Below are 19548 nucleotides of genomic sequence, written 5' to 3' on the forward strand. Positions count from 1 at the left end.
TCTGACCCGGGAAGAGACGAAGAGCACACTTATGACAAAACTGACCTTTGGCGCACTGACGATCCTCACAATGATTGCCACCGCACCCGCCGCGATGGCGCAGGATGTCGCGGCCGGCAAGACATCGTTCAACAAATGCCTGGCCTGCCACGCGATCGGCGAAGGCGCCAAGAACAAGGTCGGCCCCGAGCTCAACGGCCTCAACGGCCGCAAGTCGGGCACGGTCGAGGGCTATAATTACTCGGATGCGAACAAGAATTCCGGCATCACCTGGGACGAGGCCGTGTTCAAGGAATACATCAAGGACCCCAAGGCCAAGATCCCCGGCACCAAGATGGCGTTCGCCGGCATCAAGAACGAGACCGAGATCAACAATCTCTGGGCCTTCCTTGCCCAATACGACAAGGACGGGAAGATCAAGCAGTAAGCACGCCTGAAGCGGCCGCTGCAGCTCCGGTTCCGATCGCATCAGGACCGGAGCTGTCGCTTGTTGTTTCGACGCGTTTTCTGCATGGCATTGCGATACTCCAGTGCACATCCCGGCTGCGGTGCCGTAGGGTGGGCAAAGGCGCAAAGCGCCGTGCCCACGATCTTCAGATGCGGCGATAGGCGCGTGGGCACGCTACGCTTTGCCCACCCTACGAGATCGCGTTTGTGGCGCGCAGCTCAATCGCAGACATGTCTTCTCGCTCTCGCGGCTCAATTCGCCCGAGCTTTGCTTCGTCTTCGCGCCTCTGAAAGCCAGGAGGGCGCAGGGAAGGCCGGGTGCTGACAACGCACCCGCGGTCCGCTGCGCGAAAATGCACACGCAGGAAGAACCGCACAGCAGCATACAGGTGGTGCCGATCAATCGGCCTTCCCTGCGCGGTGGTCGGACGGCTTATGCCGTGCTCTCCCGGGAGCCGAACTTTCCCTCTGGCCTCCCTCGCCGTTCGAATTGACGATGCCGTCCGCCCGGTTGGGCTCGCGCGCATCTTCGATCCGGCTTGACCGTAGCAACGACGGCCAGGGACCACACGGTTTTGCCGTACGCACATTCGTGAGCGCCACAGGGTCGACGGCATCGTGCACGGTGCCGTCGAATGTTGGCGCGACGAACTGAACAGCGCCGCTCGTCTGCACGCGGCCACGGGCTCACAGGGACTACCCGCCCTGCCCGCACCTCTCGTGCCGACGCTGCCGCGTCCACCGCAAGCCCGGCCCGCGATCAAGACGACCTCGAGATCGCCCCTCCTGGTGAGCCGGGATGGGCGACACATACGCCGAAACCGAATTTCGGTAAAGTGGAATATTTTCGCGCCGGTGGATTGACAGCAGGCCGAAACAGGCTCGTTGCCGTAGGGTGGGCAAAGGCGCGCTCTTGCGCGACGTGCCCACGAATTCTCGCCAGCCACACGCAGATCGTGGGCAAGGCGCTACGCGCCTTTGCCACCCTACGAGAGCGCGAAAGCTTCTAATCGGCGGCCGCCTGCGCCGGGACGATCCTCCCGATCATTGCCTCGATCTCCGCCTTCACGCGGTCGGGCACGGCATTCTGCACCATGTGGCCGAGATCGGGCAGCACGATCAGCTTCGCGTTCGACACGGTCGCGGCAAACGGGCGGGCGTGGATGTTGGTTTTCACCGTCTTGTCGGGCTCGCCGGCGATGATCGTGACGGGGACATTGATCTCGCCGTAGCGTGCGACTTGCGCCGCAACCGCCTCCTTCAGCGTCACCAGATCATAGGCATTGGCGATGAATTCGCGCGGGCGCAACAGCAGCGGCGTCGCGGAATCCTGCACGAAACCGTCCGGCATCGTCTGCGGCAGGAACACGTTTCGCGCCCCGGCTTCAGTGACGAAATATCCGAGCGGCAGGGTGATGGTGTAGGCGAGCAGCGGGCCGATCACCGGCGTCGCGATGATCTCGTTGTAACGGCCGACGCCGCCGCGCCAGGGATGGGTGACGGGCGCGAGCATGACGAGGCCCGCGACGCGGTGCGGGTGATCGAGCGCAAGCCGCGCGCCGAGCGCGCCGCTCCAGGAATGCACCACGAAGACCGCTCGCTCGATGCCTAGCTTTGCAAGCGCCTCGTCGATCATCCGCGCCTGGATCTGCGGCGTGGAATCCTGCCGCCGCGCACGCGTGCTCCAGCCATGGCCGGGGCGATCGACCAGAATGACGCGATGGTCCTTGGCAACGATGTCGCCGAGCGGGCGCCGCATCGCTTCGAGATTGGAGCTCGCGCCGTGCAGCATCACGATCGGCAAGCCGGCATCGCGCGGGCCGATGTCGACGACGTGAAGCGTCGCGCCGTCGACGTCCACCATCTCGCCCTGCGGCGGAAAGGCGCGCTGCACGGCGACGATCCCGGCCTGCGTGACCAGCGCCAGCAGAACCAGCGCCGTCACGACTGACATCACGATCATGGGGAGAATCCGGGTGATCCTGGGCACAGGGCAGTTACGGGTCTGGAGGGCGGCAGTTTCGCGCCGCCGGCTTTCCGTGGTCCACCGAAATGCCGGGGCTGTGGATATGTGCACAATTGCAGAACGTAAAAACTCAATGGAATCAACAATATTCCACGGGCATGCGCAAGCCCGGAACGGCTTCATGCAGCCGTCATCGCGGCGTCCATATAATCGCCATGGTCGGTTCCGCCATCTAGGCGCGGGTGGGCGCCGATCCTCCTCGCAGGCCTCAGGGGATGTGGGAAAGACCGGCAGAAATTGTCCTGGTTCGAACCGGAGGATTTTCGATGAGCTTCAGATCAAACGACACTGCGATCGACGAAATCGTCGCGAGCTGCAACGGCGACCTGCGCGGTGCCGTGCGGGCGCTGCTGCTGATCAACGAGCATCTCGAAGCGGAGCTGGCAAGGGCCTATGCGGCAGCGGCCGATCGCGGCCTGGTCGAGCGCGGCGGCAGCGTCCTGCATTGAAGGCAGGCTAGTTCGTGCCGTCCTCGTCCTTTTCCTCGTCCGGCGTGAGCGCGGGACAGACGCGGATCGTCGAACGGGCAAGCTTGGCATCGGCCCTGGACTTGTAGGGACCGTCGCCGAACCAGATATCGCCGATGATGACCGGATTGCTGGTCACGATATTGCATTTTCCGGTGGCGCGGTTGCCGACCACCCAGAACAATCCGTCGGCCAGACTCGCCGTCCCCGACGCGAGCAGCAAGCACCCTGCAAAAATCAAACGCTTCATGGCTTTCGCTCCTGCCATGCAGGTAGGCCTGCGGCGGCGCGGGCAATAGTGCTCACGATGCCGCGCCTGCGATCGTGGTTAATCCGAAGACGCCACTTTCCTTCAAGAAATGGTCGAGTTGTCGGCTAAAGCATGATGGAGTGAGACTCGATCGGCACGGGCGATTACCTCTCCCTACGGGAGAGGTAATCCGAGTTCTCCGCACGCATCGATTCGACCAAAGCCGATTCCGCTTCAGATATCGCGTCCTTCGACCTTCTCGGTCAGCGACTTGACCTGGTCGGGAATCTTCTCGAGGTGCGGATTGACGGCGAGCGCCTTGCGGTAGGCGTCGAGCGCGCGCTTCTCGTCACCAACCTCCTGCATGATCATGCCGAGGCCTGCGAGCGCGCCGAAATGGCGCGGCTCCCGGATCAGCACCTGCTGGATGTCCGCAAGCGAGCGACCATAATCGTTCTGCATGTAATAGAGCGTGGCGCGCCGGTTCCAGGCCTCGATGTAGTCGGGCCTGAGCTTGATGACCGAGTCCAGCAGCTTGATCGCGACCTCGATCTTCTTGGCGTCGACCGCGGTCTTGGCGCGCGCCATCAACAGCGCCGCGGTGTCGCTGGGGGTCTGGAGCCAGATCGCCCAGATCCGCGCTTCGACATGCTTGGCGCTGACCTCGTCGGGCGCCGCCTTCAGCGCGCCGAACAGGAAATCGAGATTCTTGGTGCGATCGACCTTGGGCAGCTTGGCCGGCGCCTCGGGCAGCTTCTTCTGCTTGCCGGGCGGGTTCGGCGGTTCGATCTGCTGCGCCAGCGCCGGAGCGAGCCCGACGGTTGCCAGCACAAGGGCCAGACACAAAGTGCGCGGATGCGAGAATCTCACTGCCATGGTGAAAGTCTAAACGCGCAAAGCCGCCCTTGCAAAGCAAAGGCGGCGTCAAACTCGTGTGAGCAGTGGTCTTGCGGGAACGCGAAGGCGTCCGGCAGGGCAGATATATCAGCCTTGCTGATATTAGCCCTGGCGCGCCTTGAAGCGGCGCTGCACCTTGTTGATCACATAGACCCGGCCCTTGCGGCGGACCAGGCGGTTGGCGCGATGGCGACCGCGCAGCGATTTCAGCGAGTTACGGACCTTCATGGCGGAATCCTGAACGTTCGAAAGGCCGTGTTCGGCACTACCGTTGCGGCACGCGCGAATGTGGCAAAATGAGATTTTTCCCGCTGGCGGACGACCGCCCGGGACGGGGCGGTTCTTAAGGCATGGCGGCAGGTGATGTCAATGTTCACTGCCGCCTTCCGAACCGGCAAATCCTCGAAAACAACCCGATGCACAGTCAAAGCGGCCGGATCGGCCCGATCTACCCTTCGACCGACGGAGGGGAGCCAAGGACCGCTGCGACAACGATGTCGCCTCCAGCGGCGCCTTGCCAAATTCGTTATATACTATAATCAATTCGGCAACCGGTCGGGAGGACACCAATGCCGAAGCTGAAGCTGCCTGATATCGAGAAGGTCGTCGCCATCGACATCCATACCCATGCCGAGGAGCCCTGCGGCTGCCATCCCGACGACGGCTATGACGATTTCCAGGCGCAGATGGCGGAGTATTTCAAGTCGCCGAACAAGCATCCGCCGACGGTGCCGGAAACCGCGGCCTATTACCGCTCCAAGAACATCGCCGCGGTGATCTTCCCCGTCGATGCCGAGCGCGAGACCGGCTTCCGCCGCTACAATAATTACGAGATGCTGGAGGTCGCCTCCGATCATCTCGACGTCCTGATCCCCTTCGTCTCGATCGACCCGCACAAGGGCAAGCTCGGCGCGCGCGAGGCGCGCAAGCTGATCGAGGAATACGGCGTGCGCGGCTTCAAATTCCACCCGACCATGCAGGGCTTCTACGCCAACGACCGCATGGCCTATCCGCTCTACGAAGAGATCAACAATGGCGGCGCCATCGCGCTGTTTCACACCGGCCAGACCGGCGTCGGCTCGGGCATGCCCGGCGGCATGGGGATGCGGCTGAAATATTCCAACCCGATGTACATGGACGACGTCGCGGCGGATTTCCCCGACCTCAAGATCATCCTCGCGCACCCCTCCTTCCCCTGGCAGGAAGAGGCGCTGTCGGTCGCGACCCACAAGCCGAACGTCTATATCGATCTCTCCGGCTGGTCGCCGAAATATTTTCCGCCGATCCTGGTGCGCTACATCAACTCGATCCTGCAGGACAAGATGCTGTTCGGCTCGGACTGGCCGGTGATCACGCCGGACCGCTGGCTGTCGGACTTCGCCAAGATCGACATCCGCGACGAGATCCGGCCGAAGGTGCTGAAGGCCAACGCAAGGAAGCTGCTGGGGATCTGAAGCGCGCCTCCTCACCACAGCGCGTCAAGGGCTTCGGGTGACCGAAGCCCTCCTTTGCGAAATCTCAGGCTTGGGAAGCTGACGGGCGGCGTTTGTCAGATCAGTTCACGCTTGCCAGATAGCCGGCCAGAATGGTCCGGCTTTGGCTGAGTGTCTCGATTCGCTCATTGATCAGATCGACCTGCTCAGCGAGTATTCGACGGAGTTCGTTGCACGGCGTGAACGACGGATCGTTGTTCTGCACGCATGGCAACAAGCGCTGGATGGTTTCGAGCGTCATGCCGGCAGCGCCAAGCATTTTGATCCGCCGCACGGTCTGCTCTTCCGTCGGACCATAATCACGATAGCCGGAGGTGGTTCGCGGCGGCGCAAGCAACCCTTCGTCTTCGTAGTAGCGCAGCATGCGGACGCTGACTCCCGTCCTCCGGGACAGTTCGCCAATCTTCATCTGAAAACCTCTTGACCCTTACAGCGCTGTCAGACCTTACAGAGTTTGCTCTTCCAGGTGAATGCCGCTTGAGAGGGCGCAATGATGAAAGCCTACCATTTGAATAGCCACGCTGGTGCCGGACGCCTCGCGCGCGCCGACGTCAGCAAACCCGATCCCGCCAGCGGCGAGGTTCGCATCCGGGTCGAAGCCGCGAGTCTGAACTACCGCGATCTCATAACCCTCGACCGCGCAGGCCAGAACGAGCTCAACGGCCGCGTGCCGCTCTCCGACGGCGCCGGCGTTGTCGACGCCATCGGCTCCAAGGTCGTGCAATGGCGGCCCGGGGACCGCGTCGCCGCATCGTTCTTTCGCGATTGGATCACCGGGCCGTTCAGATCAAGCTATGTCTCGTCATCCCTCGGTGGCAATACGACGGACGGAATGCTGGCGGAGTACGTCGTGCTGCCCGCAAACGCGCTCGTTCCCGTGCCACCGCACTTGTCCTCGGTCGAAGCCGCGACCTTGCCTTGTGCGGGCGTCACGGCTTTCCATGGCCTCGTCGCACGTGGCGGCATGGGCAAAGGCGACACGCTGCTGGTTCAGGGGACAGGCGGCGTCGCCTTGTTCGGCCTTCAATTCGCAGCGGCGCTCGGTGCTCGCGCGATTGTGATCTCGTCTTCGGACGAGAAACTCGCCCGTGCCAAGGCGCTGGGCGGGTCGATCCTCATCAACTACCGCGCTACGCCTGACTGGGATGTCGCCCTGATGAAGGCGACACACGGCGAAGGCGCCAGTCATATTCTCGAACTCGGCGGTCCCGGCACCTACGACCGGTCGCTGCGATCGGTCGCTGCCGGCGGCAAGATCGTCCAGGTCGGCGTGTTGACGGGCTTCGGCCCCAAGCCCGACCTTTCGCGCCTGCAATGGGAGAATGCGGACATCATCGGAGTGACGGTCGGATCACTCGAACATTTCACCGCGATGAACCGATTTTTGACCGAACACGCGATCCACCCCATCGTCGATCGGGTCTTCGGGTTCGACGAGGTCCCCGAAGCCTATGCGCATCTTCGCAGCGGCTCCCATTTCGGCAAGGTCGTCGTGAGGATCTAGGAGGCGCTCAATTCGACTTTCCTGCTTGGATCGACATTGCGGCGGCGGATATAATGGCGTCACCCGCAGCGATCCGGAGGACCGGTCCTTTGAACATCAAAGCCGTCGTGTTCGACGCCTACGGGACGCTGTACGACATCCAGTCGGTCGCTGAGATCACCGAGGATGCGTTTCCGGGCTATGGCGGGATCATCACGCAGGTCTGGCGCATCAAGCAGCTCGAATACACCTGGCTGCGCTCGCTGATGGGACGCTACCAGGATTTTGCCGCGGTCACCCGGGACTCCCTCGCCTATACGCTGCGGGTGCTGGGACTGGCCTATGAGAGCGAGGCGTTCGAGCGCGTGATCGAGAGATATCTGCATCTCAATCTCTATCCGGATGCAGCCGCCGCGCTCACGGCCTTGAAGCCGCGACGACTGGCCATCCTCTCCAATGGCAGCCCGGACATGCTGAATGCGCTGGTGCGCAATTCCGGGCTCGACCGCCTGCTCGATGCCACCATCAGCGTCGACGCCAAGAAGATCTTCAAGCCGAGCCCGGCGGCCTATGAGCTGATCGGGGAAGTGCTCGGGACCGCGCCGAACGAGGTTCTGTTCGTGTCCTCCAATCCCTGGGACGCGGCGGGGGCAAAGTCGTTCGGGCTCAACGTCGCCTGGATCGAGCGGGTGACGCCGGAAGCCATGGCGCTGGCTTGCGTCGAGACCGAACTCGTGGCACCGCTGACGATGTTCAAGGCGATCCGCACCCAGATGGACGAGCTTGGCTTTGCACCGGACCACCGCGTCCGTTCGCTCTCTGAGTTGCCGGGAATCGCTTAGCATCGCCACCCGCCCGCAAGCCTGGAATGAGCTGACTGGAATGAGCCTGGAATCCGTTCGCGCCTTCTTCGCCGAGAAAGCCCCCGACATCACCGTGATGGAATCGCCGATCAGCTCGGCCACGGTGCCGCTCGCCGCCGAGGCCTATGGCGTCGAGCCCGGCATGATCGCCAAGACCCTGAGCTTGCGCGTCGGCGACCGCGTGATCCTGATCGTGGCCGCCGGCACCTCGCGGATGGACAACAAGAAGGTCAAGGCGCAGTTCGGCGGCAAGCCGAAGATGCTGGGGCTGGAGGAGGTCGCTGCCATCACCGGCCACGAGGTCGGCGGCGTCTGTCCGTTCGGGCTGAAGTCGCCGCTGCCGGTCTATTGTGATGTGTCGCTGAAGGCATTCGACGTCGTGGTACCGGCCGCCGGCTCGACCCATAGCGCGGTGCGCATCACGCCGGAGCGGATGGCCGAGCTGACCGCGGCCGAATGGGTGGATGTCTGCGAGGTCAGGGCGAACGGCGGCACCGGACAGGATGCCTGATGCATTTGCCGGCCAGGGAGGCTAGCATGGCGACCATGGCCGACGACAAGGTGAAACGACGACTGACCACCGTGCTGTGCGCTGACGTGTACGGCTATTCCCGTCTCATGGAAGCGGACGAGACCGGAACGTTGGAGACGCTGCGCCGCTACCGCGCGGCGATTGCGCGATTGGTCGAACGCCATGACGGCCGCATCGTGAATACCTGGGGCGATGCGGTGATCGCCGAGTTCGCCAGCGTCGTCGAGGCCGTGCAATGCGCGGTCGAGATTCAGCAGGAAATTTCCAGTCAGGCCTCGGACGCGCCGCAGGCGAGCCCGATGCAGTTTCGCATCGGCATCAACCTCGGCGACGTGATGGTGGACGGCTCCGACATCTATGGCGACGGCGTCAATATCGCGGCCCGGCTGCAGGAGCTCGCCGAGCCCGGCGGCGTCGTGATCTCGAGCTCCGTCTACGATCAGGTCCACAACAAATTGTCCGTTGGCTTCGACTGTCTCGGCCAGCGCCCAATGAAGAACATCGCTCCCCTGACCAGCTATCGCCTGACCCTGGGCGGCCGAGCCGCACAACAGAGCTTCCCGATCGCGGCGAGCGCGGCTCCCTCGGAGAGAGCGCGTGCTGCGTGGATGGAAGACAGGCGCGAGCCATCTTCGGCGACGAATGTCGTCTCGGCCTGGCTCGCAAGGCTGCCCCGCCCGGTTGCGGCGGCCCTCACGGTGTCGGCCTTGCTGATTGCGATCAATTTGCTCACCAGCCGCACGATCTGGTTCCATTGGCCCGTGGCAGCCATTCTCTTCGGAGCGGTCATGCGGATGGTGCTCGGAAACCGACCGGAATCGGACAGCAGGACAGAGCGCTGAACGAGGCGGCGCGGCCGGATCTGGGCCCGTGCCGCGCGCGGTTTCCCAATCAAGCTCTTACGAGAGTCTATTCGTCATCATAGGGGCGATCATAAGGACCCGGCTGTGCCGGCGCAGCCGGCGGCGGCGCGCCATTGTAGCGCGGCGGCGGCGCGGCGCGACCCCGCGGAACCTGCTGCTGCGGCGGCATCTGGTTGTTGGCCTGGAACACTGCACGGCAGCCGCTCGAGAGCTGCGGTGTGTTCTGCTGCAGGCAGGCCGTGATGCGGCCCACGTCCGGAATCTGGTCGCTACACAGACGCCACACATCCGGCGTGCAGGCCATCTGCTGCTCCATAGTTCCACGATATTCTTCGGCGAATGCTGCGCCCGGCGCGACCATGCCGCCGATCGCGAGCACGACACCCAGCGCAATCCGCTCTGTTCGCATGTCCCGATCCTTCTCGATTCCCATCGACTTTCATCAATCAATGAGGCGAGAGCCGGTTCTGGACCAACAACAAAATGTGAAAACAGGTTCGGAACCTACTCCACCTTGCCGATCTTCTTCACCGCCGCGATCAGGCGCGCGCTGTCCGCCGCGACGAACTGCGCGAAGGCAGGCGCGTCCTGATAGGCGACGAGACTGCCCGAGGTTTCGAACACCTTGAGCACGTCGGGACTCGCCATCACCTGCGCCACCGCCTCGCGCAGGCGGGTCGCGATCGGCGCGGGAAGCGCGCTCTGCGCGAACAGCCCGGCCCAGATGTAAAACTCGACATCCTTGTAGCCGAGCTCCTGGAAGGTCGGCAGGTCGGGAAAGCTCGCGATCCGTTGCGCGCCGCAATTGCCGAGCACGCGCAGCTTGCCGTCGTCCACCTGCGGCTTCAACGTCCCCGGCGCTGCGGCGATCGCCTGCACGGTGCCACTGAGGATCGCGGTGAGCGCGGGACCTGCGCCGCGGAACGGCACGTGCAGCAGCTTGATGCCGGCGCTGCTTGCGAACATCTCCATCGCCACATGCAGCGTGCCGTACGGCCCTGACGAGCCGTAAGGGATCTGGCCGGGGCGCCTCTTCGCATCGTCGACGAAATCCTGCGCCGTCTTCCATGGAGCCGACGCCGGCACCGCCAGCAGCGTGGGATCGGCGAGCACCCGCGCGATCGGCATGAACTGCGAGACCTCGTAGGCGGCGGGACGGTCGAACAGCCGGTCGGCCTCGGGCAGCACCGCGAGCGAGGACAGCGTCATCAGGAGCGTGTAGCCGTCGGGCTCCGCGCGCGCCGCCGCGGCATTGCCGACCGATCCGCCGCCGCCGCCGGCCCGGTTGTCGACGATCACCGGCTTGCCCAGGATCCGCTCCAGCGCCATCGCCACCGGACGCGCCGCGAGATCGGCCTGACCTCCGGCCGGGAACGGCACGATCATGGTGATGTTGCGTGCCGGATAGGCCTGCGCAAAGGCCGGAGCAGGCCAGGCTATGCGCAACAACGGCAATGCTGCGGCGGCGCGCAGGAGACCGCGTCGATCCATGATGGTGCCTCCCCTGATTTTCCTTGTTTGGCTGCCAGCCTAACGCGCCGAGCGGCGAGAACAAGGCGTTTACGAAGCGTTAGCCATCTCCGGCTTCGCCTGGAACGCATGTCTGGACCCGCCGTTGCCCGATCGAGGAGAGTGAGCGATGCGGAATCCGGCGGCCATCGACGTCGCGCTCGACGAGATGCTGGTCAATCTCGCCGCGATCGTGCTGCGGCTTGCACAGCCCGAATTGACGCGGACGCCGGAGGCGCGGCGCGCCCTGACGCAATCGGTCCGTCAATACGGCGTGTGCGCCGCACGATCGAGCGATCCGCGCGTTCACGAATTGAAGGCGCAGCTCGACGAGACCCTGAAGCCGAGCTTGCGCGTCGTCGCGATCGACGGCGTGAAGGTGTCGTAGTCGAGCACGGTGGGCACGTTCGTCATTGCGAGGAGCTCTTGCGACGAAGCAACCAATCTCTCCGCGGAGACACTCTCGATTGCTTCGCTCCGCTCGCAATGACGGGCGTCGAAGCTGCTCGCTCTCTTACGACGCCTTGACCTTCCCGCGCGGCCGCCGCTTGCATGTGCCCGGCAGCTTGGTCGCGAGGAAATCGCCGAGCGCCTCGACGCGCGCCGGCCGGGGGCCGCCGGGCGGGGTCACCAGATGCACCGCGCCTTCGGCCTGCTTCCAGTCCTTCAGGATCACTTCGACGGCGCCGGAGGAGATCGCCTCGCCGACGATGAATTCAGGCAGCTCGGCGATGCCGAGGCCGGCGACCAGCGCCGGCATCACGGCTTCGCCATTGTTGACGCGGAGCTGTCCGCCCGGCCGCACGCTGGCCTGCTCGCCGGCTGAATTGGTGTAGTGCCAGACGTTCGGCGTCGACATGTAGGCGTAGCTGAAGCATTTGTGCGCGGCCAGATGCATCGGGTGCGTCGGCCGGCCATGGCGCTTGAGATAGGACGGCGCGGCCACGGTGAAGCGCGGCATGGTGAAGAGCCGCCGTGCGATCAGTGAGGAGTCCGGCAGCCGCGCGATCCGCACCGCCATGTCGAAGCCTTCGCCGATCAGGTCGATGGTCGCATCGCTCAAGTGCAGATCGACCGAGACTTCCGGATAGGCCGCGAAGAATTCCGGCAGCAGCGGCGCCACCGCCTTGATGCCGAACGTCATGGGCACGGCGAGCCGCACCAGGCCGCGCGGCGCCACCGACTGCGCCAGCGCCTCGTTCTCCGCCGCCTCGCCGTCGGCCAGAAGGCGCGCCGCGCGCTCGGCGAGCTTGTGGCCGGCATCGGTCAGCGCAAGCCGGCGCGAGGTGCGGTTGAACAGCCGCGCGCCGAGCCGCTCCTCCAGCCGCGTGACCGCCTTGGACACCGTCGCCTTGGACGTCGCCAGCTCGCTGGCGGCTGCCGCAAACGACCGCAATTCCACGACTTTTGCAAAAATCGCCAGCGCCTCGAAATCCGGGAGCCTCGCCATGGAGCAATCCGCCTGGGCTATTTTGGGAAACAATGCGTTTCAACAGTTTCTATTTCTATACCACAGGCGGAGGCTTATCCAAGAGGGCAATCGCAGACCCAAGCACTGGAGAAATCCAAATGACCAAGAAGCTCTCAGGCAAGGTCGCCCTCGTCACCGGCGGTTCGCGCGGCATCGGCGCGGCCTCTGCGCGCGCCCTCGCTGACCAGGGCGCGGATGTCGCCATCAGCTATGTCGCCTCGCCGGACAAGGCGGAAGCGGTCGTCACTGAATTGAAGGCCAAGGGCGTCAAGGCTCGCGCCTTCAGGGCCGACCAGGCCTCGGCCAGGGACGTCACGCAGCTCGTGAACGACGTCGCCAGGGAATTCGGCCATCTCGACATCCTCGTCAACAATGCCGGCGTTGCCGCCGGCGGCGCCATCGACGATGCCAAGGCCGACACGGAAGCGCTGGCGCGCCAGGATCAGATCAACGTGCATGGCGTGATCGCGGCGATCCGCGCCGCCTCGCAATTGATGGGTGAAGGTGGCCGCATCGTCACCGTCGGATCGATGCTGGCCGACCGCGCGTCGTTTCCCGGTCTTGCCGACTACGTCGCCACCAAGGCCGCGGTCGTCGGCTACACCAAGGGCGCGGCCCGCGACCTCGGCCCGCGCGGCATCACTGTCAACGTGGTGCAGCCCGGCTCGATCGATACCGACATGAACCCGAATGACGGCGGCGAGTTCGCCGAGACCCAGCGCAAGCAGCACGCCCTGCAACGCTTCGGGCGTCCCGAGGAAGTTGCGGCCGGAATCGTCTTCCTCGCAAGCCCCGAGGCCTCCTTCGTCACCGGCACCGTGCTCAACGTCGACGGCGGATTCGGCGCCTGATCAAGGCGCCGACCGTTCAACTCAAGGAATCACGCAGATGATCGAACTCAGACCTTTCGACAAGCTCGGCGGCGCCGACCATGGCTGGCTGAAAGCAAAACATCATTTCTCCTTCGCCAGCCATTATGACCCCAACAACATGGGCCACGGCGCCTTGCGGGTGTGGAACGACGACGAGATCGCGCCGAACACCGGCTTTCCCGCCCATCCCCACGCTAACATGGAGATCATCACCTATGTGCGCGAGGGTGCGATCACCCACCAGGACAGCCTCGGCAACGAGGGCCGCACCGAAGCGGGCGACGTGCAGGTGATGAGTGCCGGCAGTGGCATTCGCCATTCCGAGTACAATCTGGAGCCGACCAGGACGCGCATCTTCCAGATCTGGATCGAGCCGACGCAGCGCGGCGGCCAGCCGACCTGGGGCTCAAAGCCGTTTCCGAAGGCCGATCGCTCCGGCAAGCTCGTGACCATTGCGAGCGGCCTCGAGGGCGATACCGACGCGCTGCCGATCCGCGCAAACGCACGGGTGCTCGCCACCACGCTGAAAGCCGGCGAGAGCGCGGAATACGCGCCGCTGCAATCGCGGCACCTCTATCTGGTGCCCGCGGCGGGGGCCGTGGACATCAACGGCGTGCGCGTCAACGCCCGCGACGGCGCCGCGATCCGCGACGAGGTGCACCTGAAGATCACGGCGCTCGAGGATTCCGAGCTCGTGCTCGTCGACGCGGCGTAACCACATCGTTTGCCCTCATTCCGGGATGGCGCAAAGCGCCAGACCCGGAATCTCGAGGTTCCAAGGTGCGCAATTGCGCACCAGGGTTCGATGCTCTGCATCGCCCCGGAACGACCGAGAGAAAAAGAACATCAACGACCCTAAACGGAGACCATCATGACCAAAGTTCTCGTCCTCTATTATTCCGCCTATGGCCATATCGAAGCGATGGCCAATGCCGTCGCCGAAGGCGCGCGCGAGGCCGGCGCGACCGTCGACATCAAGCGCGTGCCCGAGCTGGTGCCGGCCGAAGTCGCGAAAGCCTCGCACTACAAGCTCGATCAGGCCGCTCCCATCGCCAAGATCGATGACCTCGCCAATTACGACGCGATCATCATCGGCACCGGCACCCGCTTCGGCCGCATGGCCTCGCAGATGGCGAACTTCCTCGACCAGGCCGGCGGGCTCTGGGCCAAGGGCGCGCTGCACGGCAAGGTCGGCGGCGCCTTCACCTCGACCGCGACCCAGCATGGCGGCCAGGAGACGACGCTGTTCTCGATCATCACCAACCTCTTGCATTTCGGCATGGTCGTGGTCGGCATGAACTACGGCTTTGCCGGCCAGATGAAGCTCGACGAGGTCACCGGCGGCGCGCCCTACGGCGCCACCACCATCACCGGCGGCGACGGCAGCCGCCAGCCCAGCGCCAACGAGCTCGCCGGCGCGCGCTACCAGGGTCGCCAGATCGCGGAGACGGCCAGGAAGCTTCATGGTTGAGCTGCCCGGCCGCAAGGCCGATGCGCCCGCGGCATTCCCGTCCGGGAATGCCGCTTCAGCGTATGCCTTTGCCCATGGCTCGTGCCGCAAGGGAAGCGGCCGCGGGATAGCGGCGCAGGCCCTGCGCGGCATGATCGCGCCACGCAAAGGGCAAGCCTCGCCATGACAGCGCGATACTGACGTCGGTCAGCGGCACCCGCTCGGCGCCGAAGCGGCGCTTGTAGTCCTGATTGCCGATGCTGAGGTCGAAGCGGCGCACGCCCTTTGCATGCAGCGCCGCCATGGTGCGCTCGATGATCAGCAGCCCGGGCGAGCAGCTCGACCAGGAATCGCCGGCGTGACTGATGCGCAGCAAGTAATAAGTCGCGCCTTGCCTGATACCGAACGAGGTGCCGATGATCCCCTCGTCGCAGACCAATGCCGAAACGACGGCATAGCCTTCGTCCAGACCCTGATGGATGACCTCGCGATAGAATCGCGCGTGAGTCTCGTCGTTGAGAACGAACGGCGAGCCGAGCTTCTGCATGCGCGCCTGCTGCTGCACGTCCATCACGTCCAGCAGCTCACGCGCGCGCGCAACGTCCGTAGCGATCTCGAACCGCGCGCCTTGGTGCCGGTCGAAGACGCGCCAGCAGCGCGGCATCTGCATGCGCTTGATCGAGGCCTGATAGGCCCCGTAATCATCGCCCATCAGCACGAGATTGCCGTTGAGCGAGCAGGATCCGATCCGCCCGAGCGTCACCAGCGGGTTCGGCTTGCCGCCGACCTGGACCGGCATCTTCCTCAGCCGCAGCAGATCGAAGCGGTCCGGCAAGGCGCGCAACGCCTCGACCAGCGCCGTCCCGATCGCATTCGCCGCCGCCGCGTCCAACGCGGCATTGGGCGCCACGATCGGCGCATTGTTGTCGGAAACGCCGAGATCGGCGAATTCGACGATGCGAATGCCGCGCCTGACATGGCTGATCATCGGCACGATCGCGATCTCCTTGCCGGTGGCGGCATCGCAGATCACGGCAATCAATGGCGCGACGTCATCGAACGCCTGATACCAGGCCTCGAGCCAGTAGCCATGCTGAAAGGCGGTGCGATGCCCGGCGCTCAGGCGCGAAGCGACCTGCCGCCAGTCACGCACGAAATCGATCGCCAGTCCCGACGTGGTGGAGGCAAGACCGTCCAATTGCTCGACGCCGAGACACGTCATGGCTTCGGATCCGCTTGCGCGACGCATTGGAACCGCGCCAGGAAGTGCAGGCCGGCCACGGCCAGCGCGAACAGGAACCAGATCGGATTCTGCCGTTCGAGCAGGAAGGTCTCGGTCGTGCCGTAATACAGGCCGAACAGCCACACGGTCAGGAACAGCTTTGCAAGTGCGCCACTGCGGCTGTGGGCCTGGGCCGACTGGAAATTGCCGAGCGGTGCGAGCACGAAGACGAGGACCACCAGCAGCAGCCCCGGCAGACCGATGGTGACCGCGAGGTCGAGATAAGCGTTGTGGCTGTGCGCCGCGGACGTCGCCCATTCGGCGCCCTGCGCGGTCTGCCGTGCCGTGACGTCGTCCCAGAAAGCTGCATAGCCGTGACCGGTGATCGGCTTCTCGGCGACGGCCGCGAGCGCGAACTCCCAGATCGCGGAACGGCCGGTGAAGGTGGGATCGAGCGGAAGCAGCCGCGTCATGGACCCGAGCGCCGGGCTCAGGACGCTGCCGACCGTCAGCAGATTCATCGCGATCAGCGGCACGAAGCAGATGATCCGCTTCAGCCACAGGCTGGGGGTGACATAGACCAGCGAGGCGAGCGCATAGATCGCAAGGCACAGCACCGACGAGGTCTTGCCGCCAGTGAAGATCAGGAACAGGCCGGCCAGCGCCGCAATCGCGGGCCCCATCACGAACGAGCCGACGGCGGACAGATAGATGCCGACATAGACCAGGATCGTCATCACGGGCGAGGCGACGTTCTTGTGGCCGAAACTGCCGCGCCAGTCGCCGGCGAGCTGCGGCTCGGTGACATCGAGCGCGGTGTGGATCGAGTATTGCGGCGCGAGCAGGACGCCGAGATAGCAGAGCGCGAGCAACACCAGCGCGGCGGCACCCAGGCACAGGTTGAAGCTGCGCTGCGTCGGCGGCAGCAATGGCAGCAGGACGGCGAGCGACGTCATGCTGACGAGGAGCACGAAGCGCTGCATCGACACGCCGCGGCTCTCGGACAGGACGATATTGACCAGCAGCCAGCCCACGAGACAGAGATGAAGCGGCGTCACCAGGGTCTTCAGCGCGGGCGCATCGGTGCGAGCTGCGAACAGCATCGCGACCGCGGCCAACAGACCCCAGGAGACGTAGGTCAGCGCCATTCGCCCGCCGACGACCATGGTGACGTCGGGATTGCGCAGGTCGGGGAACGGATCGAGCGTCACCAGCACCAGCAGCAGCGACGCGACCGCGACGAGGCCGCGCCCGGCCTGCGCGGCGTTCAGCTTCGCCAAGCCATCGCGCAGGACACCGCCGAGCGATCGGGTCTCGTGGTCGGTCATATCGGCGATGCTGCGGTCCATGCTGCGGTCCATCGCTCAGGACATCTGGTGACGCCGGTGGAGCTCCGGATCCTGGCTCACCGCCGTCGAGCGCCCGTCAACAGCCGTGCCGGAGCTCTGCGCGGCATGCGGTCGCATGATGCTCCGGGCGATCTCGTAATATTGCAGCGCTCGCTGCTCGAGCGTGAGGTTGTCCAGGATATAGCCGCGCGGGTCGAACGCGCCCGCGGCACAGCCGGCCCAGAACTCGTCCCATCCCGCCTCGAACCCCGCGATGTCGACGAACTTGGCGCCGCAGCGCCGGTCCCAATACGGCACCGAGGACACCGGCGCGAACTGCACGCGGTGCGGATAATAATCGGGGTCTCGCCACGGCCCGCCCGGATCCCAGGCGAACACCGGCACGCCGCAAGCCAAGGCCTGCTGATAGGCGATGCCCTGGCTTTCGCTCTGGCACAGGAAGATCATCGCGCGCGAGGCCGCCAGCGCCTCCCGATAGTCTTCCTCCTTGTAGCTGCCGTAGCGCAACTCCGTGAACGAGCGTCCCTCCCTGGCGAGCCGGGCACGGACCGGCTCAATCAATTCCGGTACATAGCGCTCGCGATCCCAGTGGACCTTGTCGTAGATCAGCACTTCGACGAATTTCTGCGAGGCCTGCGACGGCGCCCACAGATCGGTGTCGATGCCGACCGGCCAGGCCTCGGTGTCGGGCCAGTACGGCCGGTACATGTCGACGTACCAGGAACCGGGCACCACGACCTTCTTGACCGGCAGACGCTTGAACAGATCAGGATCGTCGAGCGGATGATTGTGGGCGGCGACACCGAGCAGGATCGGATTCTTCCACGCGAACTTGTCGAGCAGGAAGGTCCGTCCGATGATGCAGGCGAGCTCGTCGGGATGCTGCGTGATGTAACGGTAATCGTTGACGCGGTAGCGGATACCGAGCCGGTCGAGCCCCGCGCAGAGATTGAGGAACACGCGAAGCTGTCCGCTCATGCGCGGCTCGCCGAGCAGCAAGCGGCGCGCCGTGCGCCGCAGATGCCGGTCGCCGGGAAACCAGCGATCGTCCTTGTCCTCGTAGAAGAGGTTGAGGATCATCGCATCGGGGTCGTGTTCGAACGTCTTGGCGGGCACTGGATCCATCCGCGGCAACCGTATCCGCATTCTCGCATGGGACCGGCTGACGCCCTCTTCCAAATTTGCCACAGGCTTAATGCCAGCGGCTTAACGCTAATTGACGAAAGCACGCCGACATAGGCCTTCGCGTCAACGATCAGGCCGTATTGCGGGTATCATTCGCAAGGGGCCAACGCTGTGACCGATCGCATTGTCCATTCAGCAGCTGCGCCCTGGTTAACAGACTCTTAAGGGCGAGCCGTGGTTCAGATCACCGCCGAACAGGTTCTCGATTTGCCGGCCTCCACCCGCATCGTGCCGGCTTCGCGCCAGCCGCTGCCGTCGAGCCCGACCACATCGGTATCCGTCGTCATTCCCGCCAAGAACGCTGCCGCCTATATCGGCGAGACCCTCGCCAGCGCACTGGCGCAGCGCGAGGTGGGCGAGGTGATCGTCGTCGACGACGGTTCCACCGACGACACCACGGCGATCGTCCGCGCCATTAACGACCCGCGACTGCGCCTGGTGACAAATGATTCCGCCGGTGTATCGGCGGCGCGCAATCTCGGTGCACGATTTGCCGGCGGCGAATGGCTGCTCTTCCTCGATGCCGACGACCGCCTCCGTCCCGGCGCGGTGGCTGCACTCCTGGCGGCGGCACGCGGCGCGCCGCGGGCGGTTCTGGTCTATGGCGACTACAACACGATCGACAGCGACGGACGCCAGATCGGCCGGCGCGGCCTTCTGAAGGGACGCCGCAAGCCGTCCGGCGACGTGCTGACGCGGCTCGCGGCCGGCAATTTCATCGTCAACGGCGGTATCGCGCTCGCGCGTGCGGAGGCGTTCCGCGCCGTCGGTGGCTTCGACACCTCGCTGCGATATTGCGAGGACTGGCATTGCTGGTGCCGCCTTGCCGCGATCGGCGAGTTCGAGTTCGCGCCGAAGCTGCTGCTCGATTATCGTCTGCACACCGCCAACACCATGAACGCCGCGGTCCGCACGCCGAAGGATTTCTTCCCGGCCATCGCGCGGGTGTTCGACGACGGACTGATCCTGGCGAGACTGCCCGCGGGAACCGCGCCTGCGCTGCGCCTTGCCGCCGAGCTGCACCTCATCAACTATGCGGCGATGCAGGCCGTTCGCTTCGGCAGATATCGCCAGGCCTTCGGCTATCTCGGAATGATCGGCCGGCGTTCGCTCAAGGCGCTGCCGCGCGCCGCGGCGAGGACCGCCCTCGCCCGCTTCGGCATCTAGCC

The 19548-nt window shown here is 64.8% G+C and carries 23 protein-coding genes; 12 read left to right on the plus strand and 11 right to left on the minus strand.

What is annotated here, in order from left to right; genetic code table 11:
- Positions 1-31 precede the first annotated feature (31 nt).
- On the plus strand, positions 32-427 hold the full coding sequence (cycA, locus tag WI560_RS28280) for a cytochrome c-550 CycA (RefSeq protein ID WP_028134309.1): 396 nt from the start codon (positions 32-34) through the stop codon (positions 425-427).
- Between the two features lie 1026 nt (positions 428-1453).
- Here cycA and WI560_RS28285 read toward each other — a convergent pair.
- On the minus strand, positions 1454-2410 hold the full coding sequence (locus WI560_RS28285; protein WP_375305808.1) for an alpha/beta fold hydrolase: 957 nt from the start codon (positions 2408-2410) through the stop codon (positions 1454-1456).
- Between the two features lie 329 nt (positions 2411-2739).
- On the opposite strand from WI560_RS28285, the gene WI560_RS28290 reads away from it, so the two are divergent.
- Positions 2740-2922, plus strand: a complete 183-nt coding sequence (locus WI560_RS28290) for a hypothetical protein (RefSeq protein ID WP_028134306.1) — start codon at positions 2740-2742, stop codon at positions 2920-2922.
- A 7-nt stretch (positions 2923-2929) separates the two neighbouring features.
- Here the strand turns inward: WI560_RS28290 and WI560_RS28295 are convergent, their stop codons facing one another.
- The 3 genes from WI560_RS28295 to ykgO form a co-directional block, all read right to left on the minus strand.
- Positions 2930-3190, minus strand: a complete 261-nt coding sequence (locus WI560_RS28295; protein ID WP_028134305.1) for a hypothetical protein — start codon at positions 3188-3190, stop codon at positions 2930-2932.
- A 234-nt stretch (positions 3191-3424) separates the two neighbouring features.
- Positions 3425-4066, minus strand: coding sequence for a tetratricopeptide repeat protein (locus WI560_RS28300; RefSeq protein WP_375305809.1), 642 nt, complete (start codon positions 4064-4066; stop codon positions 3425-3427).
- A gap of 123 nt (positions 4067-4189) precedes the next feature.
- Entirely contained in the window at positions 4190-4315 is a 126-nt protein-coding gene (gene ykgO, locus WI560_RS28305) for a type B 50S ribosomal protein L36 (protein ID WP_006611362.1), read from the minus strand.
- A 341-nt stretch (positions 4316-4656) separates the two neighbouring features.
- Here ykgO and WI560_RS28310 point away from each other — a divergent pair, with 341 nt between their 5' ends.
- Positions 4657-5541, plus strand: a complete 885-nt coding sequence (locus WI560_RS28310) for an amidohydrolase family protein (RefSeq protein WP_257192635.1) — start codon at positions 4657-4659, stop codon at positions 5539-5541.
- 100 nt (positions 5542-5641) lie between these two features.
- Here the strand turns inward: WI560_RS28310 and WI560_RS28315 are convergent, their stop codons facing one another.
- Positions 5642-5989, minus strand: coding sequence for a MerR family transcriptional regulator (locus tag WI560_RS28315; RefSeq protein ID WP_375305810.1), 348 nt, complete (start codon positions 5987-5989; stop codon positions 5642-5644).
- An 84-nt stretch (positions 5990-6073) separates the two neighbouring features.
- Between WI560_RS28315 and WI560_RS28320 the strand changes: the two genes are divergently transcribed.
- The 4 genes from WI560_RS28320 to WI560_RS28335 all read left to right on the plus strand — a co-directional run bounded on the left by WI560_RS28320 (position 6074) and on the right by WI560_RS28335 (position 9300).
- Positions 6074-7084: an NAD(P)-dependent alcohol dehydrogenase gene (locus WI560_RS28320; protein ID WP_375308930.1), complete on the plus strand. Its 1011-nt coding sequence runs from the start codon at positions 6074-6076 to the stop codon at positions 7082-7084.
- Between the two features lie 89 nt (positions 7085-7173).
- On the plus strand, positions 7174-7905 hold the full coding sequence (locus tag WI560_RS28325) for a haloacid dehalogenase type II (protein ID WP_375305811.1): 732 nt from the start codon (positions 7174-7176) through the stop codon (positions 7903-7905).
- A gap of 40 nt (positions 7906-7945) precedes the next feature.
- Positions 7946-8437, plus strand: a complete 492-nt coding sequence (locus WI560_RS28330) for a YbaK/EbsC family protein (protein ID WP_257176424.1) — start codon at positions 7946-7948, stop codon at positions 8435-8437.
- A 35-nt stretch (positions 8438-8472) separates the two neighbouring features.
- Entirely contained in the window at positions 8473-9300 is an 828-nt protein-coding gene (locus WI560_RS28335; RefSeq protein WP_375308931.1) for an adenylate/guanylate cyclase domain-containing protein, read from the plus strand.
- Between the two features lie 67 nt (positions 9301-9367).
- Here the strand turns inward: WI560_RS28335 and WI560_RS28340 are convergent, their stop codons facing one another.
- Together WI560_RS28340 and WI560_RS28345 are read right to left on the minus strand one after the other, a co-directional pair.
- On the minus strand, positions 9368-9730 hold the full coding sequence (locus WI560_RS28340; RefSeq protein ID WP_375305812.1) for a hypothetical protein: 363 nt from the start codon (positions 9728-9730) through the stop codon (positions 9368-9370).
- Between the two features lie 95 nt (positions 9731-9825).
- Positions 9826-10812, minus strand: a complete 987-nt coding sequence (locus WI560_RS28345; protein WP_375305813.1) for a tripartite tricarboxylate transporter substrate binding protein — start codon at positions 10810-10812, stop codon at positions 9826-9828.
- Positions 10813-10960: 148 nt separating this feature from the next.
- On the opposite strand from WI560_RS28345, the gene WI560_RS28350 reads away from it, so the two are divergent.
- Positions 10961-11218, plus strand: coding sequence for a hypothetical protein (locus WI560_RS28350; RefSeq protein WP_375305814.1), 258 nt, complete (start codon positions 10961-10963; stop codon positions 11216-11218).
- A gap of 126 nt (positions 11219-11344) precedes the next feature.
- Here the strand turns inward: WI560_RS28350 and WI560_RS28355 are convergent, their stop codons facing one another.
- Positions 11345-12280, minus strand: a complete 936-nt coding sequence (locus tag WI560_RS28355) for a LysR family transcriptional regulator (protein ID WP_375305815.1) — start codon at positions 12278-12280, stop codon at positions 11345-11347.
- 119 nt (positions 12281-12399) lie between these two features.
- Between WI560_RS28355 and WI560_RS28360 the strand changes: the two genes are divergently transcribed.
- From WI560_RS28360 to wrbA, 3 genes are all read left to right on the plus strand, one after another.
- Positions 12400-13152 carry an SDR family NAD(P)-dependent oxidoreductase gene (locus tag WI560_RS28360; RefSeq protein WP_375305816.1) on the plus strand — a complete coding sequence of 251 codons (753 nt, stop codon included), beginning with the start codon at positions 12400-12402 and terminating at the stop codon, positions 13150-13152.
- Positions 13153-13189: 37 nt separating this feature from the next.
- Entirely contained in the window at positions 13190-13888 is a 699-nt protein-coding gene (locus WI560_RS28365) for a pirin family protein (protein ID WP_375305817.1), read from the plus strand.
- Between the two features lie 156 nt (positions 13889-14044).
- Positions 14045-14644: an NAD(P)H:quinone oxidoreductase gene (gene wrbA, locus WI560_RS28370; protein ID WP_375305818.1), complete on the plus strand. Its 600-nt coding sequence runs from the start codon at positions 14045-14047 to the stop codon at positions 14642-14644.
- 55 nt (positions 14645-14699) lie between these two features.
- Here the strand turns inward: wrbA and WI560_RS28375 are convergent, their stop codons facing one another.
- Genes WI560_RS28375 through WI560_RS28385 form a run of 3 tightly spaced genes read right to left on the minus strand, consistent with a single transcriptional unit; the run spans position 14700 to position 18310 of the window.
- Positions 14700-15845, minus strand: coding sequence for a GNAT family N-acetyltransferase (locus tag WI560_RS28375; RefSeq protein ID WP_375305819.1), 1146 nt, complete (start codon positions 15843-15845; stop codon positions 14700-14702).
- Positions 15842-17194, minus strand: coding sequence for an O-antigen ligase family protein (locus WI560_RS28380; RefSeq protein ID WP_375305820.1), 1353 nt, complete (start codon positions 17192-17194; stop codon positions 15842-15844). Before WI560_RS28380 ends, WI560_RS28375 begins: the two co-directional genes overlap by 4 nt.
- Before the next feature lie 15 nt (positions 17195-17209).
- A complete protein-coding gene (locus WI560_RS28385) occupies positions 17210-18310 on the minus strand; it encodes a glycosyltransferase family 1 protein (RefSeq protein ID WP_375305821.1) in 1101 nt (366 codons plus the stop codon).
- Between the two features lie 243 nt (positions 18311-18553).
- Between WI560_RS28385 and WI560_RS28390 the strand changes: the two genes are divergently transcribed.
- Entirely contained in the window at positions 18554-19546 is a 993-nt protein-coding gene (locus tag WI560_RS28390; RefSeq protein WP_375305822.1) for a glycosyltransferase, read from the plus strand.
- The last annotated feature ends 2 nt before the right edge of the window (positions 19547-19548 follow it).

Origin of the sequence: Bradyrhizobium sp. A11 (assembly GCF_042077125.1) — a bacterium.
Lineage (GTDB): Bacteria > Pseudomonadota > Alphaproteobacteria > Rhizobiales > Xanthobacteraceae > Bradyrhizobium > Bradyrhizobium japonicum_B.